Annotated in this window: 17 protein-coding genes; 12 read left to right on the top strand and 5 right to left on the bottom strand. The window is 70.4% G+C overall.

The window, feature by feature from the left end; translation table 11 throughout:
• Nucleotides 1-2: 2 nt before the first annotated feature.
• From ACRAS8_RS20535 to ACRAS8_RS20545, 3 genes are all read right to left on the bottom strand, one after another.
• Nucleotides 3-326, bottom strand: a complete 324-nt coding sequence (locus ACRAS8_RS20535) for a DUF6191 domain-containing protein (RefSeq protein WP_438487456.1) — start codon at nucleotides 324-326, stop codon at nucleotides 3-5.
• Between the two features lie 104 nt (nucleotides 327-430).
• Nucleotides 431-1,270: a creatininase family protein gene (locus ACRAS8_RS20540; protein WP_438487457.1), complete on the bottom strand. Its 840-nt coding sequence runs from the start codon at nucleotides 1,268-1,270 to the stop codon at nucleotides 431-433.
• Between the two features lie 147 nt (nucleotides 1,271-1,417).
• A complete protein-coding gene (locus ACRAS8_RS20545) occupies nucleotides 1,418-2,644 on the bottom strand; it encodes a helix-turn-helix domain-containing protein (protein WP_438487458.1) in 1,227 nt (408 codons plus the stop codon).
• Nucleotides 2,645-2,921: 277 nt separating this feature from the next.
• Here ACRAS8_RS20545 and ACRAS8_RS20550 point away from each other — a divergent pair, with 277 nt between their 5' ends.
• The 5 genes from ACRAS8_RS20550 to ACRAS8_RS20570 all read left to right on the top strand — a co-directional run bounded on the left by ACRAS8_RS20550 (nucleotide 2,922) and on the right by ACRAS8_RS20570 (nucleotide 5,575).
• Complete coding sequence (locus ACRAS8_RS20550) at nucleotides 2,922-3,242, top strand: hypothetical protein (protein ID WP_438487459.1); 321 nt, start codon at nucleotides 2,922-2,924, stop codon at nucleotides 3,240-3,242.
• A complete protein-coding gene (locus ACRAS8_RS20555; protein ID WP_438487460.1) occupies nucleotides 3,242-3,460 on the top strand; it encodes a hypothetical protein in 219 nt (72 codons plus the stop codon). Before ACRAS8_RS20550 ends, ACRAS8_RS20555 begins: the two co-directional genes overlap by 1 nt.
• A 113-nt stretch (nucleotides 3,461-3,573) precedes the next feature.
• Entirely contained in the window at nucleotides 3,574-3,732 is a 159-nt protein-coding gene (locus tag ACRAS8_RS20560; protein WP_438487461.1) for a hypothetical protein, read from the top strand.
• A 71-nt stretch (nucleotides 3,733-3,803) separates the two neighbouring features.
• On the top strand, nucleotides 3,804-4,970 hold the full coding sequence (locus ACRAS8_RS20565) for a methyltransferase domain-containing protein (protein ID WP_438487462.1): 1,167 nt from the start codon (nucleotides 3,804-3,806) through the stop codon (nucleotides 4,968-4,970).
• Nucleotides 4,971-5,155: 185 nt separating this feature from the next.
• Nucleotides 5,156-5,575, top strand: a complete 420-nt coding sequence (locus ACRAS8_RS20570; RefSeq protein WP_438487463.1) for a hypothetical protein — start codon at nucleotides 5,156-5,158, stop codon at nucleotides 5,573-5,575.
• 101 nt (nucleotides 5,576-5,676) lie between these two features.
• On the opposite strand, the gene ACRAS8_RS20575 is transcribed toward ACRAS8_RS20570, so the two are convergent.
• The gene (locus tag ACRAS8_RS20575) at nucleotides 5,677-6,120 is read right to left on the bottom strand and encodes an RICIN domain-containing protein (protein WP_438487464.1); all 444 of its coding nucleotides are present in this window, start codon (nucleotides 6,118-6,120) and stop codon (nucleotides 5,677-5,679) included.
• A 442-nt stretch (nucleotides 6,121-6,562) separates the two neighbouring features.
• On the opposite strand from ACRAS8_RS20575, the gene ACRAS8_RS20580 reads away from it, so the two are divergent.
• The 7 genes from ACRAS8_RS20580 (at nucleotide 6,563) to cyaB (ending at nucleotide 14,182) form a co-directional block, all read left to right on the top strand.
• Nucleotides 6,563-7,513, top strand: a complete 951-nt coding sequence (locus ACRAS8_RS20580) for a TIGR03619 family F420-dependent LLM class oxidoreductase (RefSeq protein WP_438487465.1) — start codon at nucleotides 6,563-6,565, stop codon at nucleotides 7,511-7,513.
• 68 nt (nucleotides 7,514-7,581) lie between these two features.
• Entirely contained in the window at nucleotides 7,582-8,367 is a 786-nt protein-coding gene (locus tag ACRAS8_RS20585) for an SDR family NAD(P)-dependent oxidoreductase (RefSeq protein WP_438487466.1), read from the top strand.
• 154 nt (nucleotides 8,368-8,521) lie between these two features.
• On the top strand, nucleotides 8,522-9,706 hold the full coding sequence (locus ACRAS8_RS20590; RefSeq protein WP_438487467.1) for an LLM class flavin-dependent oxidoreductase: 1,185 nt from the start codon (nucleotides 8,522-8,524) through the stop codon (nucleotides 9,704-9,706).
• 100 nt (nucleotides 9,707-9,806) lie between these two features.
• On the top strand, nucleotides 9,807-11,546 hold the full coding sequence (locus tag ACRAS8_RS20595) for an N-acyl-D-amino-acid deacylase family protein (RefSeq protein ID WP_438487468.1): 1,740 nt from the start codon (nucleotides 9,807-9,809) through the stop codon (nucleotides 11,544-11,546).
• 110 nt (nucleotides 11,547-11,656) lie between these two features.
• The gene (locus tag ACRAS8_RS20600) at nucleotides 11,657-13,075 is read left to right on the top strand and encodes an aldehyde dehydrogenase family protein (RefSeq protein WP_438490550.1); all 1,419 of its coding nucleotides are present in this window, start codon (nucleotides 11,657-11,659) and stop codon (nucleotides 13,073-13,075) included.
• 167 nt (nucleotides 13,076-13,242) lie between these two features.
• A complete protein-coding gene (locus ACRAS8_RS20605; RefSeq protein ID WP_438487469.1) occupies nucleotides 13,243-13,440 on the top strand; it encodes a hypothetical protein in 198 nt (65 codons plus the stop codon).
• A 157-nt stretch (nucleotides 13,441-13,597) separates the two neighbouring features.
• Nucleotides 13,598-14,182, top strand: a complete 585-nt coding sequence (gene cyaB, locus ACRAS8_RS20610) for a class IV adenylate cyclase (protein ID WP_438490551.1) — start codon at nucleotides 13,598-13,600, stop codon at nucleotides 14,180-14,182.
• Nucleotides 14,183-14,231: 49 nt separating this feature from the next.
• Here cyaB and ACRAS8_RS20615 read toward each other — a convergent pair whose 3' ends face one another.
• Nucleotides 14,232-15,791 (bottom strand): CehA/McbA family metallohydrolase, encoded by a 1,560-nt coding sequence (locus ACRAS8_RS20615; RefSeq protein WP_438487470.1) that lies wholly within the window; start codon nucleotides 15,789-15,791, stop codon nucleotides 14,232-14,234.
• Between the last annotated feature and the right edge of the window lie 202 nt (nucleotides 15,792-15,993).

Here is a 15,993-nt window from a genome sequence, read left to right on the forward strand (position 1 = left end):
GACTAACCATGCCGACGTATCACGGCTCTGCCCGCATCCAAGTCGATGCCCGTCCGGCGCGGGGCTCCGTCGTGCTGGTCGTCCTGCAAGGTCATGTCCACCCGACGCTGTTCCAGCTGAATGTGCTTGTTGCCGTTCCACATCGTGTGCAGTTCCTCGGTCATGGTGGCGCCCAGGCCCACGCCGCCGGCCGGAGTACGGCCGGCCAGTCGGCGCCGCAGCCACGCCGGACGACCTGACCTGAGCACCACCTGCCGCGCCGCAGCCAGCAGAAATCCACCGATTACCGGCACCAATATCGCCATCAGGCTTGCCAACATCACCATGCCGGCTCAACGCCCCGCAGCGAGCGGCCGTTCCCTGCCGTCGAAGGCCCGGGTGTACCCGGCAAGTGGTGACGGCAAGGACTACGGCGAGACCACGGAAAGGACTACGACGACAGGCGCGTCCGCACGAGATCTGCCATGGCCGTCGCCATCCGCTGGTGAAACCGCCACAGGAAGGGGTCGCGTGGGCTGGGTGCGCCGAAGAAACCCTGCGGTGTCACCCGCCGGGCGTGATCGCCTCCCTTGCGCCATTCCGCCAGGTCATCGGGGCCCAGCCCGGTTGGCTTCAGTTCGGCCATGGCGTCGTAGTCGACAAGTTCGGGGAACCAGCGCATCATCAGGGCGGATTCGATCTCCTCGGCATGCACGCCGAGTTCACCCGTCAGCTCCAAGCCCTCGAACAGCGGCTGCATGGCGTAGGAGGCCACCGCCTCGGGGGGCGAGCAGTCGAGGCGGTCGGCGATGAAGTCCGGTTCCAGCAGCACGACACCGGTGTTCCCCTGCTCATGCTGGCGCCGGACCACGTCCAGCAGCATCCGGTTGTGGGCGATGTCGCCCTGGTGGTTGATCACGAAGATGCGATCGAAGCCGTCGGTGGCCAGCGAGTCCAGGATGTCGGTGTGGAGTGCCGCAGCGGTCTCCGGGCGGGTGCGGAACGTTCCCGGGAACGCCGACGACACCTGGTTGATCCCCCAGAAGACCGGCGGAGCGATCAGCGACTCCACCACCTGCCGCTCCACTCCCTGCCGCTCCAACTCCCCCTTCACGAGCAGGCAGAGCTGGTAGGCACCGTAGGCGTCGGTGCCCAGCGGCAGGTGCGGCCCGTGCTGTTCGATGACCCCCGTAGGCAGCAGGACGCATGCGCCCCGCCCGGCTGCCGCCTCCACCTCTGGATACGTGAGGTCGGCGATCGTCCCCGCGAAGATCGAGTACCCGCTGTTCATCGAATTCCCCCGTTTCCTGACGTCCCGCTGGCCGGCATTCCACCGAGCCGCGCTCCGGTCCGGTCGTTCGTTCTCTACCGCCCGGCCATCCTCACCGGCAGCGCATGGGGTCAACGAGCCGCGATTTCAACGGGTTCCCACCGTTGTTCACACAACCCCCAGTCGAATGCCCAATTCGACCAGCCGGCCGCGCTTCTGGGTGCGGAGCATCGTGCCCACCGTTTCGCGTACTCCGGCATGCATCCTGGTTGCCTGCGGAGCAAGGCGCTCAGCGTGGAGAAACGCCTCCAGCGCCAGGTCACGCTGCCCGTTGTAGAAGTGTGCGCGCCCCACGTCGATGTGGTGGTGTGAGCGGCGCTCGCGACTGTAGGTCTCTGGCAGCTTGACCTTCTTCGCCCGGTCGACGGCCAGGCGCCCCTGTCCCATCTCGACGGGCAGACTTACACCCCAGATCGCTACGTTCGTGGGACCGAACTGGAGGTGCCAATCGTTACGGTCCCCGCCGAGCTCGTCCGCCGCGGCCTCCGCTCGACGCCAATGTCGTTCGGCAGTGTCCTGCTCAGCTGCGCGTGCGTGGTTCAACGCGGCCTTCAGCTCGAATGCGCCGCGTAGTGACACTGCCTCGGCGGGTGGTGACGGCATCCGCGTAAGCGCCGTCAGCGCGTCATCGATGATGGCACCCGCCTCGTCGTGCTCGCCGATGCTCAGGAATTCCCCGGCGTCGTACCACTGCGCTGCCAGCACGCGCAGCGGATCACCGGTGGCCTCGGCAGACCACACGACACGTTCTGTCGCGAGGGTGGCGTCTGAGACGTGCCCCAATTTGTACAGGTACTGCATCGCGCATTCGTACGCCGTGGTCAGCAAAGAGAATGCCGCTCGGCGTGCGGTGCCTTCGGAAACCTCGGCGGCTACCTGTAGGTCTCGAATCAAGGCCGGCAAAGTCTCGCCGGTATTTGCCAGTTGCGCCGCATGGCGGTCGTTGTTTGCGGCCAGGGTCCGTGTGCGGAGCTCGACGAGGTCTACGTTGGCCGCTTCTTCCTCAGACGGGCGCGCAGGTCGGCCGTGCCGAAGGATCGCTCGACGGACCGGGGCTACACCGGCGACGGCTGCTTGCCCGGCGAGGTCGGATTGCGGCGGGATTACGGGTCCTCCGGTGATTTCGGTGGGGTGGCAGTCGAGGGCGCGGCACAGAGAGAGGATGACTGCGGGCCGGTCCAGCGCCCTGCGCCCCTGCTCGAAAGCCTTTACTGCTGAGAGGCTGTATCCGGTCTCCGTGGCAAGCCGCTGTTGGGTCCACCGACGCCGCATTCGGATGCGCGCGAGTCGCTGGCCGTTGCTGTCCGCCGCCTGCATGTCAGGGAAGTGCGCCATGGTGGGCTCCGTTCTGACGTCGACACTCAGCACGGTACGCCTGGCTGGACTCGGCGCGTAGCGATCGGCCTTCCATCACCCAACCGGGGCTGATTCCATTGGCGCTTCGCAAGGTCTCAACTCGCCGTCGCATGCGAGCGTTCGCGGCGTGACAGAGGGGCTACATACTGTGGCCCTTCGTCTTCCTGGGGCGCCATACGGTCGATCAGTACGCAAGACCCCCGCGGCCGCGGCGAACGGCCCGGGGGCATGGCCAACGCCTCGTAGGAGCGTCGACATGCCGCACTGTATCGCCCGTATCTTCGAGCCGCTGCTGCGGCTGTTACTGCCCGCGCGAGGGCATCACCGTCGCACTGGGGCGCCGGCTGCCGCGAGGCGCGTGGACGTGGGGACGCTGGCCGTTCCCCGCGTACCCGCCCGGCGGCGGCCGAGGCTGCTGCGCGGCGAGGACGTGTCCCTGGTCCGTCCGTACGTCCTCACGCCCGAGGAACGGCAACAACGGCGAATGCAGCGCGTACGGCGGCGAGCGCTGTGGCTCGCGGTGCACGGGATCGATGCCGGGCCGCGCTGGATTCACGGTATTGAGGTGAGCGGCTGATGAGCGGCATGGGCCTCCCGGTCTACCTGAAGGAACCGTTGCCGGAGCCGGTACCGGTCGCCGGATGCGATGTGTGCGGGGCGCTGGCCGAGCAGCGTGCCGCCGCCTATGCCGTCGGCGACTGGTCGAAGGCGACCGATTGCAACGTCGAGATGCGTCGCCATCCTCATCGGAATCCCCATCGGAAGCGGGGACCGTCCGCCCGTACCCGTAACTGACCCCGTTTATCGGCACCTTGACCGGAACAGACAATCGGCGCACCTCAGCACGGCGGGGCTCGCCCGTTGAGGACGACGGTAATCAAATCCCAACCCCTCAAGAAGGAGACGCAGTGAACACCCGATTCGGCAACCACTTCGCGCAAGGCGGCGGGCACGGTAAGGACGAGGGCGGCGGGGGAGACGACCACCCTGGACAGCCCTGGACGCCGACCGACGAGCCGTACCCGGACGGGACGACGCCCCCTGGCGACGGGACGCACCGGAAGTGACACGCCCTTCTGAGCAGAGGGAACGGCCCACTCGTGAGGAGCTGGGCCGTCTCCTCCTGGAAACCAAAGCGATGGCACCCGACTGGGCACCGAGCTTCGAGGCCGTGCCCCGTGCCGGCTTCCTGCCGGATCTCATGTGGCCGCACGACATGGCCACCGGCCGGAATCTCGTGGTCGACAGGTTGGCGGACCCTGAGGCGTGGCAGAGGCACGCCGACTCGGACGACCCGATCGTCACGCAGTGGGACGACGGCCGGCATGACGGCCGCGAGCCGGGAAAGGCGTTCAGCTCTTCGTCGTCCATGCCGAGCCTGGTGTTCGCCATGCTGTCCGACCTGGACGTGCGGCCCGGGCAGCGGGTGCTGGAGATCGGCAGCGGGACCGGCTGGAACGCCGCGCTCCTCGCCCACCGGCTGGGGGCCGCCAACGTGGTCACCGTCGAGGTGGACGGCACGGTCGCCGCCCAGGCACAGGAGTCCTTGGCTCGCTTCGGGCTCCCGGTCGAGGTGGTGCACGCAGACGGCTTCCTCGGGTGCACGAAAAAGGCACCCTACGACCGCATCATCGCCACATGCGGACTGCGCGAGATCCCGTTCGCGTGGGTGGAACAGTCCAACCCCGGAGGCGTGATCCTCGTTCCCTGGGGGACCTACTACGGGCCCGGCGAGGCCACCGCGCGGCTTGTGGTAGCCGATGACCGTCGGAGCGCAACAGGGCCTTTCACGCGGCCGGTTGCCTTCATGCGTATGCGCTCCCAGCGCTTCGTGTGGCCCCGGCACGACGCGTACGTAGCTGCGGGTGCCATGGACGCCGCGGAGACGTCGACCACGCCGGTGACCGAAGCGGAACTGTGCGGTACGGGGGGTACGGGCGCTTTCGATCCGGTCACCTTCGCGTTGGGCCTGCGCGTGCCCGACGTGGCCCATCTCGCCGATCGCAAGCGCGACGGCAAGCGCGCCGTGTGGTTCTACGGACTCTCCGATATGTCATGGGCGGTGGTCGTCTTCCGCGACGACGACCGTACGGAGGCCACGGCGGCCACAGAGGCCAAGGTGTACCAGTCGGGTCCGCGACGTCTCTGGGAAGAAGTCGAAGCGGCGTACAGGTGGTGGGTCGAACGAGGGCGGCCGGGCTTCGAGCGCTTCGGGCTGACCGTGGACCGGGACGGCGCACACCCGTGGCTGGACACCCCGAACGAGCTCGTACGGGCGATGTCCCCCGGCTCCGGCGCTGCATGAGGCCGTCCTGAGGTCGGCGTGACGTCGTCGGGAGGTCATCCCCAGCGGGATCGGGGCCGGTGATGAGGCGAGACCTCGCGGAGGTGAGCACGTTGTATGGGGGAGAAGTGGCCCTGGTCGTAAGGAATTTGAGCCGAGCCCCCGCTCACCTCCGTATGGGCGGGGCGCACCCCGGGGAGGACCCCGTGAAGAAGCTCACCCGTGACTCGCGCGTGCTGCTGGCCCCGTTCACCCATCGTTGGCGGTCCGGGCACTGCGTCCTCGCCTACGCGCGGGAGGACACGATGGCCGTCGTCGCCACCGTTCCGGTCCCGGACGTCCCGGACGGTGACCCGACCCTGTGGGACGTGGCCGGCGGGCACCTGCCGACGAACGTCTCGGACGAGCAGGAAGCGTACGGCCGGTGGATCATCGACAGTGGCTGGGGGCTCTCCGTCATGCCGCATCCGGAGGGCCTCACGGTGGACGGCAGCGAATGGACCGTCGCCGTGGCCCGGACCGCGATGCTCAAGGTTCCGGCGTACAACAGCGACGGGGTCCATGTCGGACGCCTTACCTTCGCCGATCCGGAGGTCATGGCACGGGCTCGGGCGCTGATTGCCTGAGGGCATCTGTTGAGCGCGCCGGTGCAGCCCCGCCGCATTGAGCACCCGGGCCAGCAGTCCCGGTGCTCAATGATTCGGCTGGCTGCCTGCGCCTGCTGTGCCTACTTCGTGGCAGCCACGCGCCACTTCTGGTTGTCGCCGTCGTTGGCGGACCACTGGATGACGTTGCCGCCGGCGTCCAGGCTGTTGTCCGTGACGTCCAGGAGCTTGCCGCTGTGCACGTTGGTCAGGGTGTAGACGTCCTCGCCGAGCGGGGTCAGGCGCCACTTCTGGCTGAGGCGCTCGACCTTGCCGGTTGACTGGACGACGTTCGCACTGTTCTCGGTCGAGCTCTCGTGCACGTCGAGGACCTTGCCGCTGCAACGGGCGCGCAGCGTGTAGACGCCCGCCTCGCCGTCGGGCAGGAACTCCCACGCCTGGGCGTCGGTGCCGTTGGCGTCCCACTGGTAGACGTTGGCGCCGTCCTGGGTGCTGGCGCCCGCCACGTCCAGGAGTTTTCCGCTCTTGACGGAGGTGAGCGTGTGGAAGCCCTTGATTTCGGTCATGCCGGTTTGGCCCTCTCTGCGGGTGTCGGGTTGCCTAGGAGTCGCCAAGGTTCGTCTAGGAGACGCCTAGGAGAGGGACCGTAATGATGTTGGCGACGATCGCCTACGGTACGGGTGTAGTTACGGTCAGGGTGGATATCGCCTGAGGAGCCGTTCCTGGCCATGGCGCTGTCAAGCCGACTGCGGGCGTGACCGGCGGCGTGTGGTGGGGAAGGGGGCGGCGCTGCCGGCCCGGCCGAGGAAGCGGTCGGCCTGATCGGGTGGTCTGGCCGAAGTGCGACGAGGGCGGCCGTCGCCAGATGGCCGATTCTGAATGGGAGTTCATCGGCGGGCGGGGGCAGCCCCAGGCCCTTGCCTGATGAGGCGTCAGCTAGTACCACCATGACCGCACGGTGAGACGCCACGCGGAGTGGCGTCGTCGGGGCGAACGAGGGCCGCGGGCATGGTGCAGGTGTTGCCGCCGGGGCGGCTGTCGTACGGGATGCAGCTTCCCGTGCAGGCGCAGAGCATGATCTTCGCGGAGGGGTGGGAGGCGGCGGCCGGGCCGGAGGACCTGGCGGAAGTGGCGCGGGTGGCGGACCGGAGCGGGTTCGCGTATGTGGCGTGCTGCGATCACGTCGCGGTTCCGCGGCGGCTGGCCGCGGCGATGGGGACGGTCTGGTACGACCCGGTGGCCACGCTCGCCTATCTGGCGGGTATCACGGAGCAGGTGCGGTTGCTGAGCCATGTGGCCGTGGTCGGGCTCCGGCACCCGCTGGTCAGTGCCAAGCAGTACGCGACGCTGGACCGGCTGTCGGGTGGGCGGCTGATCCTTGGGGTCGGCGCCGGGCATGTGCGGGAGGAGTTCGAGGCGTTGGGGGTGGACTTCGCGCGGCGCGGGGCGGTGCTCGACGAGGCGATCGACGTGTTGAAGGTGGTGTGGGGGGAGGAGGAGTTTCCGGGGGTCGAGGGGGAACGGTTCGCGTTCGGGGGGCTGGCGCAGGCCCCGCGGCCCGCGCAGACGCCGCGGCCGCCGGTCTGGGTGGGCGGCTCGTCCCCGGCGGCCGTACGGCGGGCCGCGGTGCGGGGGGACGGGTGGCTGCCGCAGGGGGGCGGACGGGATGAACTGCCCCGAAAAATAGGGGAGTTGTTGAGGGTGCGGGAGGCGGCGGGGGTTGCGGAGCCGATCGAGATCGGGGCGATCGCGGAGCCGGTGTACGTGGGCGAGCCCGGATGGGACGTCGGGCGGCGGACGCTCGTCGGGGCGCCGGAGCGGATCGCCGCCTCGCTGCGGGAGTACGGGGCGATGGGGGTGCGGCAGATCCAGGTGCGGTTCCGCAGCCGCGGCCGGTCGGAACTGGTCGAGCAGATGGCGGCCTTCGGGGCCGAGGTCGGCCCGTTGCTGAATGACTGACCCCATCCTCTCTCGGGGGAGGGCGGGGCGGTGGGGCCTTCGTGGACGGACATCACAGGAGCGCAGGCATGGGCAAGCTCGACAGCAGGGTCATCGTGATCACCGGGGCGGCGCGGGGGCAGGGGGAGCAGGAGGCGCGGCTGTTCGTGGCGGAGGGGGCGCGGGTGGTGCTCGGCGATGTGCTGGAGGAGCAGGGGGAGGCGCTGGCGGCCGAGTTGGGGGCGGAGCGAGCCCGGTTCGTGCGGCTGGACGTGGCGGTGGAGGGGGACTGGGCGGCGCTCGTCGAGGCCGCCGAGGAGGCGTTCGGCAAGATCGACGGGCTGGTGAACAACGCGGGGATCCTCCGGTTCAACGCGCTGGTGGACACCCCGCTGGAGGAGTTCCGGCGGGTGCTCGACGTCAACCAGACCGGGTGCTTTCTGGGGATCCGGACGGTGGCACCCCGGATCGCGGCGGCCGGCGGCGGGACGATCGTCAACACCGCCTCGTACGCGGGCCTGACCGGCATGGCGTTCGTCGGGGCGTACGCCGCCACCAAGCACGCGGTGGTGGGGCTGACCCGGGTTGCCGCGCTGGAGCTGGCGGCCCAGGGGATCCGGGTCAACGCGGTGTGCCCGGGGGCGGTCGACACGCCTATGACGAATCCGGCGGCGGTGGATCCGTCGGGTGACCCGGCCGAGTCCGTGCGGGCGGTGGAGGAGCTGTACCGGAAGCTGGTGCCGCTCGGGCGGATCGGGCGGCCGGAGGAGGTGGCCCGGCTGGCGCTGTTCCTGTCGGGGGAGGACTCGTCGTACATCACGGGGCAGCCGTTCGTGATCGACGGGGGGTGGCTGGCGGGGGTGAGTCCGTTCTGAGGGCCTGGCTCCCGAGGCGTTGCACCTGATGGACCATCAGCTTTGCTCGCTGCGGGTATTGACGGGCTCCGGTGCCGCTGGAACAGTCGATGCCATCAAATCTGACGGTACGTCAGAAGGAGCCGCCGCAGCGGAAGAGGGACGGTGAACCCCCTTGGAATTCGGGCTCTTTGTGCAGGGCTATGTGCCCGCCGCGCGAGCGCAGGCCGACCCGGAGGCCGAGCACCACGCGCTGATGGAGGAGACCGAGTACGTCATCCAGGCGGACAGGTCGGGCTTCAAGTACGCCTGGGCCTCCGAGCACCACTTCCTGGAGGAGTACTCCCACCTCTCCGCCAACGACGTCTACCTCGGCTACCTCGCCCATGCGACCGAGCGGATCCACCTCGGCTCGGGGATCTTCAACCCGCTCGCCCCGGTCAACCACCCGGTGAAGGTCGCCGAGAAGGTCGCCATGCTCGACCACCTCTCCGCCGGACGGTTCGAGTTCGGTTCCGGCCGGGGCGCCGGCAGCCACGAGATCCTGGGGTTCCTGCCGGGCATCACCGACATGAACCACACCAAGGAGATCTGGGAGGAGACCATCGCGGAGTTCCCCAAGATGTGGCTCCAGGACGAGTACCAGGGTTTCCGGGGCAAGCACTGGCAGCTGCCGCCGCGCAAGGTCCTGCCCAAGCCGTACGGGGCCTCGCACCCGGCGATGTGGTACGCGGCCGGGTCGCCGTCCTCGTACGCGATGGCCGGGAAGAAGGGGCTGGGGGTCCTCGGCTTCAGCGTGCAGAAGGTCGCCGACATGGAGTGGGTCGTCGACTCGTACAAGAACGCGGTCAAGGACGCCGAGCCGGTCGGGGACTTCGTCAATGACAATGTCATGGTGACGTCGACCGCCATCTGCGCGGAGACGCACCAGGAGGCGGTGCGGATCGCGGTGGGCGGTGGGCTCAACTACCTCCAGTCGCTGCTCTTCCGTTACCACGACACCTTCCCGCGCCCGGACGGCATCCCGGAGTGGCCCGCGCTGCTCCCGGACTACACCGAGGAGCTCGTCGAGCTGCTGATCGACGAGGAGCTGATGATCTGCGGCGACCCCGACGAGGTGCTGCGGCAGTGCAAGCGCTGGGAGCAGGCCGGCGCCGACCAGCTCTCCTTCGGGCTGCCGATCGGGGTGTCCTACGAGGACACCATGAACACCATCAGGCTGATCGGCGAGCACGTCATCCCGAAGATCGACACCGATCCGGTGCACCGGACGACCCGCTTCCGGCAGGCGGCGGGGGCGGCAGGTGCGGCGGGGGGAGCGGGTACGGCGGGGGCGGCGGGTACGACGGGGGCCGGCTGACGCCGATCCGGCCCGGGGGCCCGGCACCCGCTCCGTACCCCTCCGCATGCCGCCCCGTATGCGCCCGCATCCGCCCCGCACCCGAGAAGGGACGCACGCCATGCTCGACCACCTCATCCAGGCCGCGACCGTCGTGGACGGCACGGGCGCGCCCGCCTTCGCGGCCGACGTCGGCATCCGGGACGGGCGGATCGCGGTGATCGCCGGACCCGGCACCGTCACCGAGGCGGCCCGGACGAGCGAGGACGCGCACGGCCTGGTCCTCGCCCCCGGCTTCATCGACCCGCACACCCACTACGACGCCCAGCTGTTCTGGGACCCGTACGCCACCCCGTCCCTCCACCACGGCGTGACCACCGTCGCCGGCGGCAACTGCGGCTTCACCCTCGCCCCGCTCCACCCCGACCGGCCCGAGGACGCCGACTACACCCGGCGGATGATGAGCCGCGTCGAGGGAATGTCACTCGTCGCCCTGGAGAAGGGCGCGCCCTGGAACTGGCACGGCTTCGGGGACTACCTGGACGCGCTGGAGGGGCGGATCGCGGTCAACGCCGGCTTCATGGTGGGGCACTGCGCGCTGCGGCGGTACGTGATGGGCCCGGACGCGGTCGGCGGGCAGCCCACGGCCGCCCAACTCGACGCCATGCTGCGGCTCTTCCACGACGCGATGGACGCCGGGGCCTGGGGGCTGTCCACCACCCAGTCGTCCAGCCACTCCGACGGCGACGGCCGGCCGGTCGCCTCCCGGCACGCCCGCCCCGACGAACTGCTCGCGCTCTCCCGCGCGGTCGCCGAGCACGAGGGCACCCAGACCGAGGCGATCGTCGCCGGCTGCCTGGACCGCTTCACCGACGACGAGATCGACCTGCTGGTGGCGATGTCGGCGGCGGCCGGCCGCCCGCTCAACTGGAACGTACTGACCATCGACTCCGCCGTCCCCGAACGCGTCCCCCGGCAACTGCTCGCCGGCGAACGCGCCCGCCGGGCCGGCGGCCGCATCGTCGCACTGACCATGCCGATCCTCACCCCGATGAACATGTCCCTGGGCACCTTCTGCGCCCTCAACCTCATCCCCGGCTGGGGCGACATCCTCGGTCTCCCGGTGCCCGAGCGGATCGCCCGGCTGCGCGACCCGGACATCCGGGCCGGGATGCTGCGCCGCGCGCACGGCGAGGAGGCCGGGGTCTTCCGCCGGCTGACCGACTTCACCCGGTACGTCATCGGCGACACCTACTCCGCGGCCAACGAGGGACTGACCGGCCGCGTGGTCCGCGACATCGCCGCCGAACGCGGACAGGACCCCTTCCACTGCCTGACCGAGATCTGCGCCGCCGACCAACTGCGCACCGTGCTCTGGCCGATGCCGACCGACAACGACCCCGCCAGCTGGGCCCTGCGGCAGCAGACCTGGCAGCACGAGGACGTCCTGCTCGGCGGCTCCGACGCCGGGGCGCACCTGGACCGGATGTGCGGCGCCCCGTACACCACCCGCTTCCTCGGGGACTGCCTGCGCGGCCGGAAACTGGTCGGGCTGGAACAGGCGGTGCGGATGCTGACCGACGACCCCGCGCGCCTCTTCGGCCTGCGCGAACGCGGCCGGATCACCGAGGGCCACCACGCCGACCTGGTGCTCTTCGACCCGGAACGGATCGACGCGGGCGCCGCGACGCTGGTGCACGACCTGCCCGGGGACGGCCCGCGGCTGGACTCCCGCCCGATCGGCGTGGTCAGCGTACGCGTCAACGGGGTGGAGACGATCCGGGACGACGTGGTGACCGGCGCGGTGCCCGGGACCGTACTGCGGTCGGGGCGGGACACGCGGACGGTGAGCACCAGGTGAGCACCGGAGGGCAGGGAGGCCGGGCCGGCGCCGGAGGCCGTCGGGGGCGCGGGCGCGCGACCGGGGCGGCGGGTTCGGCGGGTGCGCGGCTGTTCATCGGCGGCGAGTGGGTGGCGCCCGAGGGCGGGCACTACGACGTGATCGACCCGGCGACCGAGGAAGTCGTCGGGCCCGCGCCGGAGGCGAGCCCGGCGCAGGTGGCCGCGGCCGTGGACGCCGCCCGGGACGCCTTCGACGGCTGGTCGCGGACCGCGCCCGAGGAGCGCGCCGCCGTGCTGGACCGGGCGGCCCGGGTGATCCGCCGGGAGGCCGCCGGTTACGCGGAGCTGGCGCAGGCGGAGAGCGGGGCGACGACCGGGACGGCGCGCGCACTCCAGGTAGGGGTGGCCGCGGCCCGCTTCGCGCGGTACGCCCGCGGCGCCCTGGAACCGGTCGAGACCGCGGTGCCGCCGCAGGTCAACGCGGCCGGACCGATGGGGGGCGGGGGCGTCTTCGGCGCGGTCGCGGTCCGCCGCCCGGTCGGCGTCGTCACCTGCATCACCTCGTACAACAACCCGTGGGCCAACCCGGCGGGCAAGGTCGCCCCGGCGCTGGCGATGGGCAACACCGTCGTCGTCAAACCGGCGCCGCAGGACCCGCTGTCGGTGTACCGGATGGCCGAGGCGCTGGCGGAGGCCGGGGCCCCGCCGGGGGTGGTCAACGTCGTCAGCGGGACGCGGCCGGAGGTCGGCGAGGCGGCGGTGGCGGCCGACGGCGTGGACATGGTCAGCTTCACCGGCTCCACCGCGGTCGGGCAGCGGATCGCCCAGGAGTGCGGCCGCGGGATGAAGCGGCAGCTGATGGAGCTGGGCGGCAAGGGCGCGGCGCTGGTCTTCGACGACGCCGACCTGGCGTCCGCGGTGTCCGGGATCGGCACCACCTTCTCCTTCTACAGCGGCCAGATCTGCACCGCGCCGACCCGGGTGCTGGCCCAACGCGGCATCTACCAGCGGCTGGTGACCGGTCTGGCGCGGTATGCGGAGGGGCTGACCATCGGCGACCCGCGGGATCCGGCCACCGTCGTCGGCCCGGTGATCTCCGCCGCGCACCGGGACCGCGTCGAGGGGTACGTCGCGCTGGCGGTGAAGGAGGGCGCCCGGCTCATCACCGGCGGCGAACGCCCGTCGCCGGCGCGCGGCTTCTATGTCGCGCCGACGCTCTTCGCGGACTGCACCGGCGCCATGCGGGCGGTCCGCGAGGAGATCTTCGGGCCGGTGGTGACGGTGGTGCCCTTCGACGACGAGGAAGAGGGCATCGCGCTGGCCAACGACAGCGACTACGGGCTGCTGAACTACGTCTGGACCGGCGATGTGCCCCGGGCCTTCCGGATCGCGAGCCGGCTGCGGTCCGGCGGCGTCGGCATCAACACGGTAGGCCGCAACATGGAGGCACCGTTCGGCGGCTTCAAACGCAGCGGTGTCGGCCGCGACGTGGGCTCGTACGCACTGCATGCGTACAGCGAGCTGCAGTCGGTTGTCTGGCCGGGGTGAGGGGCGGCTACCTCGCGGGTGCACCCTCCGCATGGTCGGGTCCGTCGCTGCCCGCCGCCTCCACGGCGTCGATGCACGCAGCCAGACGACTGCACAGCACCTCCGCCAGCTCCTCTTCCGGCAGCCCATCCAGGATCGCTACGGCCGTGGCCATGACACAGGCACGTGTGAACGAGATCATCAACGGGCGGCGGGAGATCACGCGTCTCGACGTTTTCGAACGCGTCGCGACTGGGCTGAACATGCCCGATGACGCCCGGCACTTGCTCGGCCTTGCGCCGGCGCACGACGTGCGCAGCGGCGAACGCGGGATCGACGGAATCGCTGGCTGGAGGCGTCAGACTGGCCGAGGCTCGGTTGCGTGACCTGTCAAGCGTCTGTGACGTTCAGGTCTATCGGTACCGAATGCATCCAACTTGGTCATGAAAACGCCACGGGGCCCACTGTATCGAGGGTTCAAGAGAATGTTCTCGTCCATGGTGGCAACAGGAATCCGTGCCGTCTGAGCGGAAGGTTCGCGTGTTGATCGAGGCGGAGCTGAAAGCGTATGTCCGAAACCCCGCTTACGTCTTGGGGAAGCTTGATCAGAAGGCCGAAGGGCGGGTCGAGGTCTACCGGGACACCTACTACGACGAACCGTCGGGAAGTCTCGATGCGCGGGATCAAGAACTGAGAGTCCGCACGATCCACGGGGCGAACTCGACGCGATCCGTCCTTACGTACAAGGGTGCTCGCGTCGATTCGGAGTCCGGCTCGAAGACGGAGCACGAAACGCGCGTGGACAACCCGGAAGCCGTTCACGCCATGCTGCGGGGACTCGGGTACGTTCCGGTGATCGCATTCCAGAAGCGATGCCGAAACTACGAATTCAGTTCTCATGGCCGCGGCTTGCTCGCCACACTGGTCCAAATTCCGGAAATCGAAGGAACTTTCCTGGAAGTCGAGACCATGGTTCCGGAAGATCGCGAACTCCCCGCGGCCCTAGACGACGTACGGTCCGTCATGAGTGAACTCGGCATCCATGGGGACGACTTCACGACAGAGATGTACACAGATGCCGTAGCGGCTCGCCGTGCCCTCGATGGGGGCGCAACCCCGCCCGCATGAGTCGACCAGCGGCGCTCCGACTCCGACTCCAACTCAGGCCCTCGTCACCTCACCTCTTGCCCAGAAACACCGGGTTCGTGAGTGCTGCCATGGGGCCCGGGAGGTCCGCCGAGGGCGACGGGTGGCGGACCTCGGCACGTATGTAGGCGGCGTTGGCGGGGGTCGTGCGCCAGGTGAGCGTGCCTGCACCCGACGGAGGGAGCGGGGCGGTGTGTCTGCGGCCCTGGTCGGTGACGAAGGAGACCGTGCAGCCGGGCACGCCGGAGACCGTCAGCCGCGCGGTGACCGCGGACGCGTCCGGCACGGCCAGGCGTTCGCCGATCCCGGCGTGTCCGCCGCGTTCGCCGGTGACCGTGAACGCGAGGTCCACACGGGCGGATTCGGCGATCCAGACCCGGCCCGCACGGATGCCTTCCTGGAGAGCGCGGCGCGAGAGGTCGTCGGCCAGGACGACCGTCTGCGGCAGGCCGACCACGTCCGGATCGCGGTGCGCGTCGCTGTGCCCGACGGCCGGCAGCCAGCCGGTGTCGCCGCCGCGGCGGGAGTTGGCGACCAGGGTGTTGTCCCACTCGGCGAGCGTGGCCTCGTCGTCGGGGCCGTACGGGCCGTTCCACACCTCGACCGCGTCCGCGTCGTTCAGCCCGAACTTCCAGTTGCAGCCCACACAGGTGGCGTGCGGGTGCGCCGGGATGACCAGGCCGCCGGCCCGCCGGATGGCCCTGGCGTAGCGGCCGAAGGCGTTGTCCCGCGCGCGGTAGCGCCAGTCGATGAAGACCTCGGGGTCGGTGCCCATCGCCACCACGTGCCCGTTGCGGGTGGTGACCTCCTCACCGGTGAGGATCAGCAGGTCGTCACCCCACAGCCCCTCCCAGGCACGGTGTGCGGCGGTGGTGTTGTGCTCGGTGGTGGTGATGAAGTCGAGCCCCGCGGCCCGCGCCAGCGCCGCGATCTGCGCCGGGGTGCGCTTGCCGTCCGAATAGACGGAGTGCAGGTGGTTGTCCCCGCGGTACCAGGCGCGGCCGCGGCCCCGGGCCCGCTCCGGCGGGTGGACGGGCGCCGGGGTCGTCCCCCGGGGGCCGTGCCGCACGGTGACCGTGACCTCGTAGTCCAGGCCCTGCGGGGCGACGGTGTACGGGGCGAGGGCGATGTGCCAGGTGCCGGCGTTGATCGGGCCCGGGAGATAGCCGGGCGTGGCGTCGTCGGCGCGCAGGAAGAACTCCGGGCGCGCCCCGCCCGACCAGCCGCGGAAACCGGCGCCGCCGAGCGCCGTGCCCCGCTCGTCGAAGAGGCCGATGTCGCAGGCGTTCCCCGCGGTGCCGTCGGGCACGGGCGGTTTGTCGTAGCGATACGCGACCGCGAGCTCCCGTACGCCGTGCGGGACGTCCACCGGGAGATAGACGAAGTCCGGTGCGCCGACGGGGAGATGGCCGGTGACCGTGACCGTGCGGCTCTGCCCGGCCGGCCCGCCCCCGGCCGGCCCGCCCCCGACTGGTCCGCCCTCGCCCCGCCCGGCGGTCGGCTCCGCCGCGGCGAAGCTCACCCGTCCGAGCGTCAGCGCACCCGCCGCGCCGGCCGCCGCGGACAGCTTGAGCACTTCACGTCGTTCCATCTCCCTCTCCGCCCCCTCGTCTCGTCCGTTCCCGTCCTGTCCCGGCGTGGCCCGTCCGCCACGGCACCTCGTGCGCGCCCGCGCCAACCGTCGGCCCGCGTGCCTCCCTCGTCCCTCGTCCCTCGTCCCTCGTGTCGTCCGCCGCGTCGTCGCGCGTTGTGAAAACTGTTCTACGCGCGTGTGACACGCGGGAAAAGCCCTG

The organism is Streptomyces sp. S186 (assembly GCF_051603415.1).
Lineage (GTDB): Bacteria > Actinomycetota > Actinomycetes > Streptomycetales > Streptomycetaceae > Streptomyces.